General features: G+C 36.3%; 15 protein-coding genes and 1 tRNA gene. 11 read left to right on the top strand and 5 right to left on the bottom strand.

Annotation, left to right across the window (positions count from 1 at the left end; genetic code table 11):
- Positions 1–32: 32 nt before the first annotated feature.
- From dnaG to ABN099_RS15555, 5 genes are all read left to right on the top strand, one after another.
- Positions 33–1,781, top strand: a complete 1,749-nt coding sequence (dnaG, locus tag ABN099_RS15575) for a DNA primase (protein WP_349464995.1) — start codon at positions 33–35, stop codon at positions 1,779–1,781.
- 183 nt (positions 1,782–1,964) lie between these two features.
- On the top strand, positions 1,965–3,818 hold the full coding sequence (rpoD, locus tag ABN099_RS15570; RefSeq protein WP_349465187.1) for an RNA polymerase sigma factor RpoD: 1,854 nt from the start codon (positions 1,965–1,967) through the stop codon (positions 3,816–3,818).
- A 317-nt stretch (positions 3,819–4,135) separates the two neighbouring features.
- A tRNA-Ile gene (locus ABN099_RS15565) sits at positions 4,136–4,212 on the top strand.
- A 643-nt stretch (positions 4,213–4,855) separates the two neighbouring features.
- The gene (locus ABN099_RS15560; RefSeq protein WP_349464993.1) at positions 4,856–5,215 is read left to right on the top strand and encodes a hypothetical protein; all 360 of its coding nucleotides are present in this window, start codon (positions 4,856–4,858) and stop codon (positions 5,213–5,215) included.
- Positions 5,216–5,278: 63 nt separating this feature from the next.
- Complete coding sequence (locus ABN099_RS15555) at positions 5,279–5,989, top strand: enterotoxin A family protein (protein ID WP_349465185.1); 711 nt, start codon at positions 5,279–5,281, stop codon at positions 5,987–5,989.
- A 118-nt stretch (positions 5,990–6,107) separates the two neighbouring features.
- On the opposite strand, the gene ABN099_RS15550 is transcribed toward ABN099_RS15555, so the two are convergent.
- Complete coding sequence (locus ABN099_RS15550; RefSeq protein ID WP_349464991.1) at positions 6,108–7,631, bottom strand: methyl-accepting chemotaxis protein; 1,524 nt, start codon at positions 7,629–7,631, stop codon at positions 6,108–6,110.
- A gap of 1,129 nt (positions 7,632–8,760) precedes the next feature.
- On the opposite strand from ABN099_RS15550, the gene ABN099_RS15545 reads away from it, so the two are divergent.
- The 5 genes from ABN099_RS15545 (at position 8,761) to ABN099_RS15525 (ending at position 14,564) form a co-directional block, all read left to right on the top strand.
- Entirely contained in the window at positions 8,761–9,063 is a 303-nt protein-coding gene (locus tag ABN099_RS15545; protein WP_349464989.1) for a helix-turn-helix domain-containing protein, read from the top strand.
- A 315-nt stretch (positions 9,064–9,378) separates the two neighbouring features.
- Positions 9,379–9,942 (top strand): fimbrial protein, encoded by a 564-nt coding sequence (locus ABN099_RS15540; RefSeq protein ID WP_349464987.1) that lies wholly within the window; start codon positions 9,379–9,381, stop codon positions 9,940–9,942.
- 63 nt (positions 9,943–10,005) lie between these two features.
- The gene (locus ABN099_RS15535) at positions 10,006–10,725 is read left to right on the top strand and encodes a fimbrial biogenesis chaperone (protein ID WP_349464985.1); all 720 of its coding nucleotides are present in this window, start codon (positions 10,006–10,008) and stop codon (positions 10,723–10,725) included.
- A gap of 38 nt (positions 10,726–10,763) precedes the next feature.
- Positions 10,764–13,397: a fimbria/pilus outer membrane usher protein gene (locus ABN099_RS15530; RefSeq protein ID WP_349464983.1), complete on the top strand. Its 2,634-nt coding sequence runs from the start codon at positions 10,764–10,766 to the stop codon at positions 13,395–13,397.
- Between the two features lie 3 nt (positions 13,398–13,400).
- Positions 13,401–14,564: a fimbrial protein gene (locus tag ABN099_RS15525; RefSeq protein WP_349464981.1), complete on the top strand. Its 1,164-nt coding sequence runs from the start codon at positions 13,401–13,403 to the stop codon at positions 14,562–14,564.
- An 82-nt stretch (positions 14,565–14,646) separates the two neighbouring features.
- Here the strand turns inward: ABN099_RS15525 and ABN099_RS15520 are convergent, their stop codons facing one another.
- Positions 14,647–16,173: a methyl-accepting chemotaxis protein gene (locus ABN099_RS15520; protein ID WP_349464979.1), complete on the bottom strand. Its 1,527-nt coding sequence runs from the start codon at positions 16,171–16,173 to the stop codon at positions 14,647–14,649.
- 415 nt (positions 16,174–16,588) lie between these two features.
- Here ABN099_RS15520 and ABN099_RS15515 point away from each other — a divergent pair, with 415 nt between their 5' ends.
- Entirely contained in the window at positions 16,589–17,263 is a 675-nt protein-coding gene (locus tag ABN099_RS15515) for an HAD family hydrolase (RefSeq protein ID WP_349464977.1), read from the top strand.
- Between the two features lie 92 nt (positions 17,264–17,355).
- Here the strand turns inward: ABN099_RS15515 and ABN099_RS15510 are convergent, their stop codons facing one another.
- The 3 genes from ABN099_RS15510 to ABN099_RS15500 all read right to left on the bottom strand — a co-directional run bounded on the left by ABN099_RS15510 (position 17,356) and on the right by ABN099_RS15500 (position 19,683).
- Positions 17,356–17,931: a TerD family protein gene (locus ABN099_RS15510; RefSeq protein ID WP_349464975.1), complete on the bottom strand. Its 576-nt coding sequence runs from the start codon at positions 17,929–17,931 to the stop codon at positions 17,356–17,358.
- Between the two features lie 79 nt (positions 17,932–18,010).
- Positions 18,011–18,589 carry a TerD family protein gene (locus ABN099_RS15505; RefSeq protein ID WP_064721058.1) on the bottom strand — a complete coding sequence of 193 codons (579 nt, stop codon included), beginning with the start codon at positions 18,587–18,589 and terminating at the stop codon, positions 18,011–18,013.
- Positions 18,590–18,642: 53 nt separating this feature from the next.
- Positions 18,643–19,683 (bottom strand): TerC/Alx family metal homeostasis membrane protein, encoded by a 1,041-nt coding sequence (locus ABN099_RS15500; protein ID WP_349464973.1) that lies wholly within the window; start codon positions 19,681–19,683, stop codon positions 18,643–18,645.
- Positions 19,684–19,697 lie beyond the last annotated feature (14 nt).

Here is a 19,697-nt window from a genome sequence, read left to right as displayed (position 1 = left end):
TTCTCGTTCAACAACAGGCGTAAAAAGGGCTTATGGCTGGACGAATTCCACGTTCATTTATCAATGATTTATTAGCTCGAACAGATATCATCGATCTTATCGACGCTAGAGTGCCGTTAAAAAAACAAGGCAAGAATCATTCAGCGTGTTGTCCGTTTCATAATGAAAAAACGCCCTCTTTCACAGTAAATAGCGACAAACAGTTTTATCACTGTTTTGGTTGCGGCGCGCATGGCAATGCTATTGATTTTTTAATGAATTACGACAGGCTCGACTTTGTCGAAACGATTGAAGAGTTAGCAGCAATGCATGGGTTAGAAGTTCCTTATGAATCAGGAACTGGCAGTAGCCCTATTGAACGACATATGAGACAAAATCTCTATCAATTGATGGAGAAACTCAATCACTATTACAGCAGTACGCTGAATACGCCACAAGCACAAGAAGCAAGGAGTTATCTTGCTAATCGTGGACTCAGTGAAGATGTTATTACTCGTTTCTCTATCGGATTTGTTCCTGCTGGTTGGGATAATACCCTAAAACGTTTTGGACAAAATGCCGATAATAAAGCACTGCTTCTTGAAGCAGGCATGGTAATAACAAACGATAATGGTCGTACTTATGACCGTTTTCGACAACGAGTTATGTTCCCTATTCGCGATCGTCGTGGACGAGTGATTGCTTTTGGTGGGCGAGTATTAGGTGATGATTTACCAAAATATTTGAACTCACCAGAAACAGAGATTTTCCATAAAGGGCGTCAACTTTACGGACTTTATGAAGCACAACAATCTACTAATAACGTCACAAAGCTATTAGTTGTTGAAGGTTATATGGATGTTGTGGCATTAGCGCAGTTTGGTATTGATTATGCCGTTGCTTCATTAGGCACATCAACAACAGCAGAACACATCCAGTTGCTCTTTAGGACAACAGATAACGTTATTTGCTGCTATGATGGAGATAGGGCTGGACGTGATGCCGCATGGCGAGCATTAGAAACAGCACTTCCTTTTTTAAACGATGGACGCTCATTACGTTTTATGTTTTTACCTGAAGGCGATGATCCTGACTCACTGGTTCGCCGAGAAGGTAAAGACGCTTTTGAACAACGTATGGAGCAAGCACATTCATTATCAACATTTTTATTTGATTCACTGGTTCCACAGGTGGATCTTAGCACCCAAGAAGGCAATGGTAAGTTATATAGCTTAGCTCGACCATTAATAGACCAAATCCCAAGTGAGACACTACGTCTTTATTTATTAAGGGAATTGGGAAGCTTAACGGGCAACCCTGATATTGAGCAAATGGATCGTTTATTTGGTAGAAATCCGGTAAATCATGAGAATGTTTATCAAGCAACTAAATTACGCACAACACCAATGCGCATTCTAATTGCACTGTTGATACAGAACCCGGAATTCTCTAAATTAGTTCCCCCGCTTGAAGGGCTAAATGCTGAAAAAATTGCAGGTTTATCACTGTTTATTGAGTTAGTTTCTATTTGCCAAGCACAGCCTGGTCTTAATACTGGGCAGATTATCGAACTCTATAGAGAGAATAAATTCGGTAAACAACTTGAAAAATTGGCAATGTGGAACGATATAGATATAGATGAAATTGCAGAAAAAACCTTTACAGATACATTAGACCATCTATTTTTAACAGCAATGGATGAGCGACTAAACTCTCTTATTGCCAAAGAAAGAACTGAAGGTCTGACACAAGATGAGCGCGAAGAAGTCCGATTGATAATACAGGCGCGTGTCAGAAAGTAAAACCAGAATTAAGATTAAAAACACGGCTTAATTGCCGCTATCGGTAGGAAATAAACCTACATTTGCTACGCTGAGGGGACCGTAGCAATCGACATGAAAATGCCCCTCCGTAGTTATTGTTGGCTGAACAGTTATCGCCGACCGACACCAACCCAAATTACTTTGAAGTGTGGATACCGTCTTATGGAGCAAAACCCGCAGTCACAGCTGAAGCTACTTGTCACTAAAGGTAAGGAGCAAGGCTACCTGACCTATGCTGAGGTCAATGACCATCTGCCGGAAGATATCGTCGATTCAGATCAAATCGAAGACATCATCCAGATGATTAACGACATGGGCATTCAGGTTATGGAAGAAGCACCTGACGCCGATGATCTGATGCTGGCAGAAAATTCAAATGACACTGATGATGATGCGGCAGAAGCCGCTGCTCAGGTACTTTCTAGCGTAGAATCTGAGATTGGCCGTACAACCGACCCAGTACGTATGTATATGCGTGAAATGGGTACTGTTGAACTGCTCACCCGGGAAGGTGAAATTGATATAGCAAAACGTATTGAAGATGGTATTAACCAAGTTCAATGCTCTGTTGCTGAATATCCTGAAGCTATTACCTATTTACTAGATCAATACGACCGTGTTGAAGCAGGTGAAGCTCGTCTTTCTGATTTAATTACTGCTTTCATCGATCCTAATGCCGAAGAAATGGCAGAAAGCGAAGATGTTAATTTAGGTAAAGAAGACGAAGAACTCGCAGAAAATGCTGAGGAAGAGGAAGAGGACGAGGACGAAGAGAGCGATAGCGACGATAGCGATGATGATAACAGCATCGATCCTGAATTAGCGCGTCAAAAATTCTCAGAACTTCGTGAGCAATACGAAAAAACTCGTCAAACAATCAAAGCTAAAGGTCGTAACCATAAAGACACAGAAATCGAAATTTTACTGTTGTCTGAGATCTTCAAACAGTTTCGCTTAGTGCCAAAACAGTTTGATTATCTGGTTAACAACATGCGTGACATGATGGATCGTGTTCGTGCACAAGAAAGACACATTATGCGTCTTTGTGTTGACCAAGTAAAAATGCCTAAGAAAAACTTCATTACCCTGTTTACTGGTAACGAAACCAATAACACATGGTTTACCGCAGCTCGTGCAATGAATAAACCTTGGTCTGAAAAACTGGCAGGTATTGAAGAAGAAGTACAACGTAGTTTACAAAAGCTACAACAAATTGAAGTTGAAACTGGACTGACTATCGAACAGGTTAAAGATATTAACCGTCGTATGTCTATCGGTGAAGCGAAAGCACGTCGTGCGAAAAAAGAGATGGTTGAAGCAAACTTACGTCTCGTTATCTCTATCGCGAAAAAATATACCAACCGTGGCTTACAGTTCCTTGACCTGATTCAGGAAGGGAATATCGGTCTGATGAAAGCGGTTGATAAGTTTGAATACCGTCGTGGTTATAAGTTCTCAACTTATGCAACATGGTGGATCCGTCAGGCTATTACTCGTTCAATCGCCGATCAGGCGCGTACCATTCGTATTCCGGTACATATGATTGAAACGATTAATAAACTGAACCGTATCTCTCGTCAAATGTTGCAAGAGATGGGACGTGAGCCTTCACCAGAAGAGCTTGCAGAACGCATGCTGATGCCTGAAGACAAGATCCGTAAGGTGCTGAAAATCGCTAAAGAGCCAATCTCCATGGAAACCCCAATCGGTGATGATGAAGATTCACATTTAGGTGATTTTATCGAGGATACTACTCTCGAATTACCACTGGATTCAGCAACATCAGAAAGTTTACGTTCAGCAACACATGAAGTGTTAGCTGGCTTAACACTGCGTGAAGCAAAAGTCCTGCGTATGCGTTTTGGTATCGATATGAATACCGACCATACCTTGGAAGAAGTGGGTAAACAATTTGATGTTACCCGTGAACGTATTCGTCAGATTGAAGCGAAGGCACTGCGTAAATTACGCCACCCAAGCCGTTCTGAAGTGTTACGTAGCTTCCTTGATGAGTAATCAACTTACTTTTCAATAAAAGTTATAATGAACGCCTGTGATATCACAGGCGTTTTTTTATGGAATTTCGATACGGTATCTACAATCTATCTAATCTACGATAAATTTCACCTACACATATTTATAAAAAATAGCCTTACTATTTATATTATTGTACCTGTGCGTAAGCTTATCCATAAATTGTTACGCTATGTTATTGATATCACAATTATTCTCTGTTTTATTTTTTTATTGTTTAGATTGAACAGAATTTGCGCATACAGTCATTCAAAGGCTAGACCTCGTGCCAAATGACACGTATAATCACACTCCATTAAGGCCCCTTAGCTCAGTTGGTTAGAGCACGCGACTCATAATCGCTTGGTCACTGGTTCAAGTCCAGTAGGGGCCACCAAATTTTAGCTGTTAAATCAGCGCATTAAGCCACTTCCTAGTAAGTGGCTTTTTTGTTTTTATAGGTCAGTGGCGACAAAATGGCGACAGAGTTTTTTTAATAAAAATATTTCCCATAGTTTAAGTAAAAAATATTTAATATATAAAAATACAATAAATTTCAGTTTCAAAAATCTATAAACCACTGAAAAATAAATATTCTCTAAAATGCTCTCGCGTAAAATGTAGATAATCAACCTCACGTAAATACAAAATTTCTTTTACTATTAATTCGTCAGTCTTTTATCATATTCCCTTTTCTACCTCTCAATCTTTATCTTTTCATTAATAGAATATTAAAATTTTTTATCCATAAAAAATATTATCCTTAGAAAAAACAAAACATATTATTTTTATATTCATTCACACCAGATAAAATTTAAAAAAATTCATTCTCATTATAATTATAATTATTATTATTATTATTATTTTCTCACTGCAACATATTAAAAATACATATTTTAAAAACAACCCATCTCTGTATATTTAAATCGTTTCCATTATATTGATGTACGTACCACGCTCGATAATAAACATCTATTATTAAATTAATGGAATAAGCAACAAGCACATATAAATATCGCAAATGAATACAGGAGTTATAAATGAAAAATGTATTTATTATCAGTCTTCTTTCTTTTTCAGCATTGTCATATGCAGGCGTTGATTTTGATGGTTATTGCAAAACCCTAAATGGAACTGTAAAAAATGGCAAAATTGTCAGTCTCACGGTTGTAACTAATAGTTATAATAATGGTAAAAATCCAGTTTTAACTGCCAATATAAAATTTAATCCTACAACTGGTGGCGCCTATCATTATGGTATTATGTACAATGCAACTGCACTTTACGATATCGCTAAGGTTTCATTTCTGACACAAATAAATATAGCCATATGCGTTGGAAATGAAAATACTTTTCCTGGTAAAGATGCCTTATATATGATTGGATTATCAAAACATTAATCATCCAAAAATAAAAGAAATCATGACTAAATAAAAAAGGAAAATAACATAGCACTCTAAAGAATTTATAGAATAATAAGAGGTTATAATAAAAAAATAATTTTAATTATATTACTTATTTTATTTAATATACAACTATCATATGCAAGACCCGTCAGTAAAGTGTACCGAGCAGATTCAAGACCACCAGAGGAGGTATTTAAAAAAGGATTTGTCGCTTGGGGAAATAATCTCAATTTCCATGCTCATGTAAACGGTGTTTCAGGGAGAAGAGGAAGTAAAGACTCTGCATTTATTCCGACAATATCAAGTTTTAAATCAAGTGAAAAATTCGCAAAAGATTTACTCAATGTCTCAAGCGAAAATAAATCTTATATTTATAAGATAAGGCCAACAAATAATTTTCATTCTGCACTTGATACCGTCTATTATTATCATGATCAAATTAAAGAACGTGTCAGTGACATACTCAGAACCGTATTAACTGAAGAGCAAGAGTACTCTGCATATATAAACATTCCAAATCAATTAATAGAGCTTGTTACTATCTACACCAAAATAGGTAGTGATATTATTGAAGAAACAATTCCAAACCCTCATTATTCACCAGAGGAAACGACTTTATCTGATGAACCATATAAAGGTTACAACCCATTAAAGATAGATAATTTACCTCATCTTGTAATGGGATTATCAATGACTAATATAAACAATGAACTAGCAGAAGCATCTGCAGTGCACCTTCATCTTCATTCACCTGGGGTTCTGTACTAAGTACAGTTATGGAGGTAGCTGAAACACTATGATTAATAAATAACAATAAAGCTCACTTGAGTTTTACACTCAAAGTGAGCTTATTTTAAATACAATATTAACTGACTAACTTAACGGATTAATATTGTTCTTTAATTTGAAACACCGACACGTTATCAGTTAGATTTTGTGCTTTTTCATCTAAGATCATGGTTGAAGTTGCAGCTTGTTCCACTAAAGCAGCATTTTGTTGTACGACAGAGTCCATTTGATTAATAGCGACAGCTATCTGTTCAATACCGACTTTTTGCTCTTCAGATGCAATACTAATTCCTTGCATAAGATTACTCACTTGAGTAATTGAAGAGACAATTTCTTGCATATGAGAGCCCGTTTTATTGACAAGCTCTGTACCGCGAGCAACATCAGTGACTGACGCTTTAATAATTTGATTAATCTCTCTAGCCGCATCTGCACTTCTTGCCGCTAAGTTTCTTACTTCAGTTGCAACAACCGTAAATCCACGCCCTTGTTCACCCGCACGAGCCGCTTCTACAGCCGCATTCAATGCCAAAATATTGGTCTGGCTTGCAATGTTATTAACTACATCATTAATTTCTGCAACTCTTAATGTACCAATTTCAATTTTCTTCATTGAGTCAATGGCATCATTCATAATATTAGAACCATCAACGGCAAGTTCACGTGCCTCTGAAGTAATGCTATTGGCAAGCATCGCATTATCGCTATTATTCACGACAGCTGTTTTTATCTCTTCCATACTAGCCGCAGTTTGCTGCAAAGCGCTCGCTTGTTCTTCTGTTCTTGATGAGAGATCTTGGTTGCCAGAAGCAATTTCTGCAGAACCTTTTTTAATTTCTAACGCGTCGTCTTTAACGACTTTTATTGTTGAAGTTAATGCTTGTTGCATATCACCTACATTAGAAAACAAAACACCAAACTCATCTTTTCTCTTTTTCGGTAAAGTGAAACTTAAATCGCCCTCGCCGACTTTTGCTAAAATGTCAGACAAAGTCTTAAGGTTGAAAATAAAGGTTTTGTTTATCCAACGTACAACACTATAAAGCAGCGTTAACATCACAAGTAAGGCAATTATTGTTGAGTAGATAGAAAGTTGTACCATCCACGCTTGCTGTGCCGCAATACTGTCATTTACACCTTTGGTGATAACAAAGTACTCATCAAACAGCGCTGAAAGCCGGTTAAAATCACCAGAGAGATTTTTCTCTTTATAACTCATTGTATCTATAGGCGCGATTAACTCATCAAGTAGCTCAAAGAATAATACCGATAACTCTTCCGAGTTTCGTTGAGCATCAGGGCTAATTTTTTTTACTTGCACCCAGTGTGAAATCGTTGCCTTGGATTCAACTGCCAATTTTTTGGCTTCTGCAACAATAGAAGCTGTCGTCTTTTCTTTATTATCCATACTCTGCATTAACATAAGGTAGTTAACATGGGAACGAATCGTTGCTAACTCATACCTTGCCTCTTGAACATTAGTTAGTCGTGTGTTCAATGAGTTAAGTGACTCAAAGTTATTTTGCATTTTATAAATAAAAAATGATGACAATGCTGACGACATTAAGAAAATTAGTAATAAAATAAATGAACCAACTTTAGCCGATTTCTCTATACTCATGAAACTATCTACCTCAGTAATCAATTAATAAAACCCACTCTTATATCGGCACTAAATAGATTTTATTTACTTATTAATCAGAATAATCGGTATATTTTTCCATTTAAGTTCTCCATCAATGATTAGATTTAGAGTTTTACGCTACCATCAAAAGCACTCTTCATTTTTATATATCTCAATAAAATAATTTTTTCTTTATTTGCTCAGCATTCTCTATTGACTGAATATCTCGCTCTATTTTCATATCCTCTTCCTTAAAAGTTTTACTTAACAATTAATTAGAAAATTAAAACCAATAAAAATCACTCATATAAGTTTTATTTTATGCTTCTTAAGATAAATAAATAGATTATTCCCCCTAGAAAAAATAAGTAAAAACACCTAGGATACTGTTTAGGTAAAATAATAAAATAATCATGAAAATTTCAGATGGAATATTGCGGTGATAAAAAATAATTAAAATAAAGAATGGTCATCTTTTTACGATAATAAAAATAAGAATAGTAACTTTTATTAACATATAAAAACACAAATTTATAACCAAAAAGGGAGAAAAAAAATCAAGAAAAGATATTCCTTATAAAAATTATTACGCTAGATCAATTTTTATAATTATTAATTTCAATGAAAAATGACAGAAAACGACTAATTATAAAATTTCAATAATTCATTTTTATCATATAGTACAAAATTAGGATTTATTCAGAGGAATCTTATATTCTCAATTCACCATGCATACACTCAAAGAGAGTAATTTTCACTTCCTTAGATTTATATACATAGGATGTTATTCATCTTATAAAGATACATTTTGAAATATAAATTAACATATAACTTATGAAACAATATTTACCCCCACCAAAAAACTCATAAAAGGAGTATCATTATTGACCAAACATTACATTAATTTGCTTAACATATTGATATCTAGGTCACTTATTAACTATTAACTTTCACCTTATAATAAATACTCCTTTGATAGCTTTTACCTATTACAAGATGATATCACATAGAGGAAAACACTTTTACGTCTCAAAATATGTGTAATATAGTTATTCGCAATGAATTAGCTAATTTTAATATGTGATAGCTTCTCTATATTAGACCTCATGTTATTGGAATTAATTCTATGAACGATCTAGACATTAAAGTGGGCTCTTTTTTTAAAAGAGCAAGAAAAGAGAAGAAATTATCTGGTCGTGAACTGGCGAAAATAATCTCTGTAAGCCAGCAACAAATTTCTCGCTATGAAAATGGTAAAAATAGTATGTCTCTTAGTTTAATAAATAAGTTACTTATTATTTTTGATAAAACATGGGATGATTTAAACCGCGAGGTTATCAGCAATTATAATGAGAAAATGTCAGATTATAGTCTAAAAAAAAGAGATTATAAATTTAGTAACAATGCTATTAGACAACCAAATTTATAAACAAAAATATAACATAAACTAAGTTTTCACTTTTATAACAATAAACCATGAAAATAAAATATTTAATTATGTTTTATTTTCATGAGCTATTAGCTTTATGAAGGTAAGGGTGTCAATAAATGATAAAGCTATTATTTCGTAAAAATAAATAATCAGGAAAATAACTACCTGTATTTGGGTATTTATTTGCCACGGATGGCTTGTGCCTATTTTTACACTAATAGCCAGTCATTAAAATAAATTTCTAAATATTAAAATCTGTATTTAGTAATTTATTAAAGTGTAGTTATCTAATATAAAACAAAGGAATTTAGAATGAAAAAATCTATCATTGGTGCATCTTTAGCGATGGCATTTGGTCTGATGGCTGGCAATGCAATTGCTGCAGATAATACTGGTACCATTACTTTTAACGGTGAATTAACTGATACAACTTGTAAAGTTGATATCGAAGGTCAAGGTCCTGATGCAACTATTACTCTGCCAACAGTAAGTACCAATGTGTTACAAAATTCTGGTGAAGTAACTGGTCGTACTGCATTCAATATGAACCTGTCTGATTGTAAAGTTGGCGTGGCTGGTCATAGCACAGTTTCTGCATTCTTTGAAACTGGCGCAACAGTAGACCAAGCTAATGGTCGTCTGAAAAATATGGACGTAGCTGCTACAGGTGCAAAATTTGTTCAATTACAACTGTTAGATGGTGCTAACTTTAGTCCTATCAAAGTGGGTAACACTTCACAAGTAAATGATACCACTTATTATCAAATCACTAATGAAAAAGCGACTCTGCCATATGCAGTTGAATACTATGCAATTGGTAAAACTGAAGCTGGTAAAGTAACAAGTAGTGTTGTTTATACTCTGCAGTATAAATAATCGAAATAAACAGAGGGGAGTTTTCCTCTCTGTTTGCTTTTTATTAATGGAATAAAGATAAAGATGAAAACCGCAAAATTAATTAAAAGCTTTTTTATAAGTTTATTATTAGTTATTCCAACATGGGTAAATGCTGGTGTTGTTATTAGTGGCACTCGCGTTATTTATAATGAAGGCGAGAAAGAAGTTACAATTAAAGTTAGTAATGAAGGAAAAGTACCAGTATTAATTCAAAACTGGATTGATACTGGTGATGTAGATGCTAAACCAGAAAACATTCAAGTTCCTTTTGTATTAACTCCCCCTGTATTTCGTATTGAACCACAAAAATCACAGTCATTAAGAATTAGTTTTACTGGTGCAGTAGCACTACCCAAAGATAAAGAATCTGTTTATTGGCTAAATGTACTAGAGATACCACCAAATGCGAACACCGAAGTAGATAATAAATTACAAATTGCTTATCGCTCTAGAATAAAACTATTTTATCGCCCTGATGTACTAAAAGATAAAATTGGTGCGATCAATGCCGCTGAAGGTCTTAAATTTGCAGTTTCAGGTAATAACTTGAAAGTTATTAACAATTCACCTTATTTTGTTTCATTAGTCTCTATCACTCTTTCAAATAATGAAAAAAACCCAATTGATGGCGATATTGTTCCGCCATTAGGTCAGCATGAATTTACGATCCCAAATGGTGTATCGGCTAATTTAGGTAGCAATGTCGTTTATCGTTACGTAAATGACTGGGGTGCAATGAAGATAGTTGAAACAAAACTTTAATTCTCTCAATACTTCATAAAATATATGGGAATATTCAAATGAGCAGTTATATTTTAAAAACTATTATAATATCTGCTGGTGTCACTTTTTTCTTGGTAGCACCTTATACCTATGCAGAAAATATAACAGAGATCGAAAATAATAAGTGGCTGCCTAATGGTAATGTATCAGCATCTAATACTGCTCCTACTATTAATCAAAATAACGCATTACCAAATAGTAATATTCCTCAAACGAGTAATCCGTCATTATCGTTTAACCCTATATTTATGAATACATCCCAAGGCGATATTGATATTAGTCGCTTTGATAAAGAGAATGCCATACTGCCCGGTACATGGAATGTTGAAATCTATGTTAATAGCCAGTTCGCGGCAAGAACGGCGATTACCTTTAAAGATATGGCTAACGGGCAAGTATCACCTTGCTTAACTAAAGATATTATCAGTCTGGTGGGGTTTAAAAGTGATAAAATCACACCGCTGCTAAAAAGTGCATTAGAACTCCACGAATGTATTGCGTTAACAGAGTTTGTCCCCTCAACAGAAGTTGTCTATGACCACTCTATTCAACGTTTAACCATTAACACCCCTCAAGCTCTCGTTGGTTATAGACCTCGAGGCTACGTAAGCCCCTCATTATGGGAACGAGGCATAAATGCATTATTAGTTGGCTATAATGCAAACTATTTTATGTCCCGCAGTAATGGCACTAATTACAAATCTGCTTTCGTTGGTATAAATAGTAACCTCAATTTAGGAACTTGGAGTTTCCATCACACCGGTAACTATTCGTGGAATGAACAGAATGGTCATGACTACACATCAACTTATAATTACCTACAACGTATTATCACAACAATAAAAGGGGTGGTTCAAGTTGGTGACGTACTAACAACTGGACAACTTTTCGACTCTCAACCACTAAGAGGTATTCAACTCTTTAGTGATGAAAAAATGTTACCTGAATCACAACGGGGTTTCGCACCAACGATTCGTGGTGTAGCAAAATCAAACGCAAGGGTCATTATTCGCCAAGACGGACGAGTGATCCATGAAATTGCTGTTCCACCAGGTCCCTTTGAGATTGATGATATTTATCCATCTGGATATGGTGGTAATTTGGATATTACCATTCAAGAAGCGGATGGTTCAGAGCAAAACTTTAAAGTGTACTACGCTTCAGTGGTTCAACTATTACGCCCTGGACAACATAACTATACCGTTGCTGCGGGTCACCTAAATTCATCAGCTGTCGATTATGATCCCACTTTATACCAAGCGACTTATCGTCGTGGTTTAACTAACCTTATTACGGGTTATGCCGGTGTGCAGGGAACAGGTGCTGACTATTATGCTATTCAAGCAGGTTTTGCATTAAGTACCCCATTAGGTGCATTCTCTGCTGACATTACTCAAGCGCGTTTACACTTACAGACAGCACCAACAAAAGTTAACAGTGGGCAAAGTTATCAGATTAGTTACAGTAAATTTATTCAAGATACTAACAGTAACCTGACTATTGCTGCTTATAAATTTAATACTGAAAAATTCTACGATTATAGCTCTGCGGTGCAAGCGATTAATGAAGAAAGATATGGCAGAAACATCAACAATATTTGGCGTCCAAAAAGTCGTTTTAATGTCACTGTCGACCAAGGATTACCTGAGGGCTGGGGTTCTTTCTATCTGAGTGGATTTACACAAAACTACTGGAATAACGACACCACCGATTTGCAATACCAAATGGGTTATAACAACCGTTGGAAACGCCTCTCTTATGGCTTAAACGTCGGTCAAGCGCGTAATGCGGATGGTAAGAAAGAGACTTCATTTGAGTTGAACTTTATTTTACCACTCTACGATTTAAGTGTTGATCATATGCCAACCTTAACGGCGGCATTAACTCGTAATGGTCGAGGAGACGTCGGTGAGCGTGTCGGTATCTCAGGTTCTGCTGGTGAAGATAATCGTTATAACTACGGTATAACCGCAATGAATACCAACCACGGTGTGGGTTCCAGTATGACATTAAATGGTAGTGCAAAAACTAACTATACCAACTTAACGGCTAACTATGGTTTAGGTGAGCATTATCAAAATGGTTCGATTGGTGCTAGCGGTTCATTAATCGGCTGGTCTGGTGGTGTGGTAGCAACCCCTTATCAAGGCAATACTTTTGCTGTAGTTGAAGCAGATGGCGCTAAAGGTGCGAAAGTCAGTGGCTATCCGGGCATTGAAATCGATGGTTTTGGTCATGCAGCTGTGCCTTATTTAACACCTTATGAAATGAATGACGTCACAATCAACCCGAAAGGGATGTCGAATAACGTTGAGTTACAAAATACGCAAGCCCGTATCGCCCCATTTGATGGTGCAATTGCTAAAGTAGAATTTAAAACCAATGCAGGTGTTCCATTGTTAATTACTATTCAACGTAATAACGGTGCAATTCCATTCGGTAGTGTTGCTTATGATGAACAGAACAATGAAGTGGGTAGTATAGGTCAAGGAGGACTTCTCTACGCGCGTGTTAATAATAACGCAGGTAAGTTAACTGTTAAGTGGGGACCGGGTGAAATACAGCAATGTACTATCAATTATAGTGCACCAGCACAAGATAAAGATAGCTCAAGTAGTTTCGTTCAATTAACAAGTGTCTGTGGAGAATAAAGTATGAAGCTTACAATCAAAAAAACCTTAGCCTTAATGCTTCTACTTTTTCCAGCTGCGGAGGTCATGGCACAACAAACAGTCAAATGTCATGTTATTTCTCCTCCAGTGAATCATACTATGACGATTGGTGGCGCAATTCATGTTGGTGCTGATATGCCAGTAGGTTCTGTTGTTTACCAAGGTAAAATCGATATTGCTAGTTATACATACAACTATGGCTGTGGATTTAATGTACCTTCAACAGGATTAGGAAACTATTACTTTTTAGAAAGGCAAGAGATAAAATTATTAAGTATGGGAGGAACACCCGCTGTTGGCGCAGGTATTCCTCCTAATGTTTATAAAACCAATAACCCAGGTCTTGGTATTGTGTTTTATACAAGTAGAGATAGAAATAATTCACTAACACCTAATATTGCTAAACTCTCTTGGGAAGGGAATCGTGAACTTATTGAAAAAGATAGAGAAAATATAACCTATTGGGCACACCCAGTATTAAACTATTCTTTAATTAAATTAGGTCCTATTCAGCCGGGTACTTTTGATTTAAGCAATATTGCAAGAATGCAACTTGATGTAAATTACCCAGAAAAAGATAAGGTTATAACAGAAGGATTCCCTTTTATAGCCGCATATATGAATATTACAGGTTCGGTTAGTGTTACCGCTTCAAGTTGTAAAACACAAGACTACACCGTGGAATTAGGCAAACATGAAACATCTACCTTACCTGCAAAAGGTAGTTCAACCAAATGGATAAATTCTGATATTAATTTATACAATTGTCCTGCATTTCGAGGTTACTATTCTGGTGGCAAAGGAGATGTATATACCAGTGAAAAAGGACAAACATTCCCAGATCGCGATCCTAACGAACTAAAAGTGACCATTAAGCCTGTAAATCCACCAATTATTGAGTACCCAGGCACTTTTGAAGTCAATGATGTACCAGGTGCTGCTCAAGGTGTCGGTATACAGCTCGCGTTTGGTACTACTGGCGAAGATTTTGTTAAATTTAATATCCCAACCGCCTTTGCACAGCCAATCACGGAAAAAGCAGGTACAGTCAGCATTCCATTACGTGCACGTTATATTCGTGTAGATGACCGATTATCAGCAGGTTCCGCCAATGGCGCTGCAACCTTTATGATTGAATATTATTAATCTGTATTCTGTTTGCCAACAATATGAAACTCACTCTGATAACCTAAATCAGAGTGAGTTTTTTAATCATAACTACTCATAACTATGCTTGTTCCTCAATTTGAAAAACAGCGACATTATCCATTAAGAGTTGTGCTTTTTCGTCTAGCATCATGGTGGATGTTGCACTTTGATCAACGAGTGATGCATTTTGCTGCACAACAGTGTCCATCTGATTTATCGCTACCGCAATTTGCTCAATGCCTAAACTTTGCTCTTCAGAAGCAAGGCTTATTCCCTGCATAATCTTATTTAGTTTAGAAATTGAAGAGACCATCTCTTCCATATGCTCACCGGTTTTATTCACCAACTGAGTACCATGAGAAACATCTGCCATGGATTCTTTAATGATATGGTTAATCTCTTTTGCCGCTTCTGCACTTTTAGCCGCTAAATTTCTTACCTCTGCTGCAACAACTCTAAAACCACGACCTTGATCACCCGCTCTTGCGGCTTCTACGGCAGCATTCAATGCCAAAATATTGGTTTGGCTTGCAATGCCATTAATCACGTCGTTGATTTCTCCCACTTTTACCGCACCATTTTCTATTTTTTTCATCGAGCTAATGGCGTCTTTCATAATGATTGAACCATCCATAGCAACATTATGCGCTTCAGTAGTAATATCATTTGCTAATACGGTATTTTCTGTATTATTTGCCACTGCTGTTTTTATCTCTTCCATACTTGCCGCGGTTTGTTGCAGTGCACTTGCTTGCTCTTCAGTACGAGATGAGAGCTCTTGATTGCCTGATGCAATTTCAGTGGCTTCTTTTTTCATCTCTGATGTCTCTTTTTTAACGGTTAATATTGTGGACGTTAATGACTTTTGCATATCACTGACATGAGAAAATAGCTTGCCAAATTCATCTTTACTCTCTTTGGGTAATGTAAAAACCAAATTTCCCTCACCCACTTTTTTTAAAATATCAGAAAGTAAATTAAGGTTAAAAATAAATTTTTCATTTACCCAGCGAATAACCACATACAACATGGTTAATAAAATTATTAATGATATAAGCGTTGAATAGAGAGAGAAATGAACCATTGATAACTGTTGATGACTAATAGTATCGTCATTGGCTTTTGTTATAAGAAAATAGTTATCAAATAGCTGAGAGAGATGATTAAAATCTGAAGCAAAGGCTTCATCTTTAAAATCTATCGAGTTTATATTATTGATAGATAGAAGTAGTCTATCAATAAGGTTATTAAATAACTTAGAGACTGCTATTGCACTTTCCTGAGCTTGAGTTGTGCTTTTTTTCTCTGTTACCCAGCTAGTAATAATTTTCTTAGCACTCACTGCAAGCGCTTTAGTTTGTTCAATAATTTTATCATCTACTGCGTTACTCTCCTCACTGTTTTGCATAATAAAATTCACATTAGAACGCATTGTTGCTAGTTTATATCTCGCTTCTTGAACATCGGTAAAGCGCGTTGATAATGCTTCCGCCAGTGAGAAATTATTTTGCATTTTATAAATAAAGAATAATGATATTGCAGATGAGAGAAAAAATATAAATAACAATATTATCGAGCCAAGCTTAGCCGAATTTTTAATATTCATAATAAGAAACACCTATGTACTCATGTTAATATCAATAAATTATATTTTCTTATCGGCACTAAATACCTTTTATTTAAATCAAACAAAAAATCAATAATATTATATTTTTTATAGTGTTATTATCTTTATATAGAAAAACAATCATATTATTACAAATAACAACTCAAATATATTTAAACTCTAAAATAAACCGATAAACATTATTATTAATAATTAATCAATAATTTATTAAATTAACATTTTTGATGGTTTTTATTTTATATAGCACTTTGTTTTTACTTATCAAACTCTTTTTACTTGTTTAAAAAGAGGAGCATTACCCGTAAATTCCCTGCTACTACCTGATTTTTTCAACAATGATATAATAAACAAAATTACTCCCCGAACCCTGATGATTTACGGAGCTTAATGCCCTATGCAACCCCAGTTTGAAAACTCAAAAAACACCGTAAAAACGTTATCAGTGTTTGATTTTGATGGCACTTTAACCTATCACGATAGCTTTATTCCTTTTTTAAAGTTTGCCTTTGGTAAGCGCAAATTCTCTCGTCGTTTAATCAAAATGGTGCTACCAACATTACGCTGCTTTAGACGCAAACTAACGCGTGATGAATTAAAAGAAGTGTTAATAAAAACCTTTTTAACCAATATTGATGAAAAATGGCTAAAAGAGAAAGCAGAAGCATTTTGCCAACTTTACTGGGCTAAATTAATGCGCCCTAAAGGGCTTATTGCGGTTGCTGAAGAGGTGAACATTGGTGCTGAAGTCACTATTTGCTCTGCATCACCAGCAATGGTATTACAGCCTTTTGCTGATAAATTAGGCATCAAACTGATTGGCACTCAGCTCGAAGTCATAGACGGTAAACTAACAGGTAAAATTATTGGTAATAACTGTCGTTGTGGAGAGAAAATTCAGCGCTTAGAAGGTGTCTATGGTGATTTAACACAATACCATTTAAGAGCTTGGGGCGATTCTCGTGGTGACCATGAGTTACTGTTAGCAGCGCAAGATCCTCATTGGCGTTATTTTCATTCGGGAAATGCACAATCTAAAAACTCCCCAATCAAAGTGACAATAAAAAAATAGATTTGAGCAATCAATTCGTTAAAAATAAATAGCCCCCGTTTTAAACGAGGGCTATTTTATGTTGATGCTTAAATACGGACTAAAGCATTAACTTAGATATTAACACCGTGTTGTGCAGCTAAAGCACCTAAACCACCAGCAAAACCTTGACCTACCGCTTTGAATTTCCACTCTGCACCATGGCGATATAACTCACCAAAGATCATTGCAGTTTCTGTCGATGCGTCTTCAGAAAGATCAAAACGAGCAATTTCAGTATTGTTGTCGTTATTATAAACGCGCATAAAACTGTTGCTTACCATACCAAAGTTTTGTTTACGGTTTTCTGCATCATAAATAGTGACTGCGAATACCAGTTTTTTCACTTCAGCAGGGATTTTTGACAAGCTGATTTTGACTTGTTCATCGTCGCCATCGCCTTCCCCAGTACGGTTATCTCCTTGGTGTTCAACACTGCCACATGGGCTTACTTTGTTGTTGAAGAAGATAAAACTAGCGTCTGAAAGTACTTTTCCATCTTCACCGACCATGAATACTGACGCATCTAAATCGAACTCAGCGCCATCAGTCACGCGGGCATCCCATCCTAAACCAACCATAGCAACAGTCATTGCTGGTGCTTCTTTAGTTAGTGAAACATTACCACCTTTAACGAGGGAAACTGCCATATCAAAGCTCCTACTTTATTGAGTAAACTTGCAGCCATATTTTAATGGCTGTCAGTAATTAATATCTCATAACAATCTATCAAGAGGCGTTAATGCCGTATTGCGCACATACAGAACCCAAGCCACCAGCATAACCTTGACCAACAGCACGGAATTTCCACTCTGCATTATGGCGATACAGTTCACCAAATAACATCGCGGTTTCTGTTGATGCATCTTCAGTTAAGTCATAACGAGCCACTTCAATTTGGTCATCATCATTAACTAAACGAATAAATGCACCTGATACTTGACCAAAACTTTGGCGACGCGCTTGAGCATCATGGATAGTGACAACAAAGATAATCTTATCGACATCAGTTGGGATCATATCTAATTTGATTTTCAGTGCTTCATCATCACCGTCGCCTTCACCAGTACGGTTATCGCCAGTGTGAACAACTGAACCATCAGCTGATCTTAAGTTATTATAAAAAATGAAATCGGCATCACTACGCACTTTTCCATTTGCGGCTAACAAAAATACAGACGCATCTAAGTCAAAATCTTGACCATCTGTAGAACGGGCATCCCAACCTAGTCCGACAAGGACGTTTTTCATCGTTGGGGCTGCTTTGCTCAGAGAGACATTACCACCTTTAGAAAGAGAAACGCTCATTTCTTAACCTCTTTAGTTTAGATTTTTATATTCCGATTTCTCGAGAATATTGATTATTCTTTTTTACCTTCATCTTCCTTTTTCTCTGGGAATACAAAACTTGCAATAATTCCTAGAGCTAAGACACCAAGCACTACAAAGAGGCTAGTTGTCGCGGAGATGCTATATCCATGCTGCCAGATATGGTCGGTTGCATTCAAACCAAGTTTTGCAGCAATAAAGAACAGCAGCACAATAACCGCTTTTTCAAGGTAAACAAGGTACTGTTTTAACGCTTCTAACACAAAGTAGAGCGTACGTAAGCCTAAGATTGCAAACATCATTGCACTATAAACAATAAGTGGTTCACGGCTTACTGCGATAATAGCGGGAACAGAGTCGAAAGCAAACATCACATCTGAAAGCTCTACAACTGCAACACACAGCATTAATGGTGTTGCATACAATGCCGCTTTTGTACCGCGTCCTATCGTAACATCTTTGTTTTCTGGCTTAGCCAGTTCAACATCAACTTCTTTTTGTGTTAATAAGAAAGCGTGACCACTGATTTTTGGCCATATAGGGAAAAATCGTTTTACTAAGCGATAAGCAAGATGTTGAGAATAGTCTTCAATTTCTTCACTCTCACCACCACTTCTCAGCATCATCACTGCCGTCCAAGCAACAATTAGCGCAAACACAACTTCAACATACGGTCCTAAACTTAGTAGTCCTGTACCGATAGCAACGAAGATCCCACGGAAAACGATAGCCCCGATAATTCCCCAATAAAGCACGCGGTGGCGGAAACGATCTGGCACGGCAAACCATGAGAAAATAGCCATCATGACAAACAAGTTATCAACAGAAAGTACTTTTTCTAACGCATAACCCGTTACAAATAAGCTGGCAACTTCTGAGCCATGGTGAATGTAAAGAAATCCTGCGAATACCATTGCAATGGCAACCCAGAATAACGACCAAAATATGGCATTCTTCAGTGAAATCGGCTTATCTGCACGGTGCATAAATAAGTCGATAAAAATAGCGCCAACCGCAAGTACGATAAAAACAATGACAGTTTCTGTCGGAAAACCAATATGTGTGGATACCATAATAATTCCTGAAC

Source organism: Proteus hauseri, assembly GCF_040139125.1.
Taxonomy (GTDB): Bacteria; Pseudomonadota; Gammaproteobacteria; order Enterobacterales; family Enterobacteriaceae; genus Proteus; species Proteus hauseri_B.
This window is presented reverse-complemented; position numbering and strand designations above follow the sequence as displayed.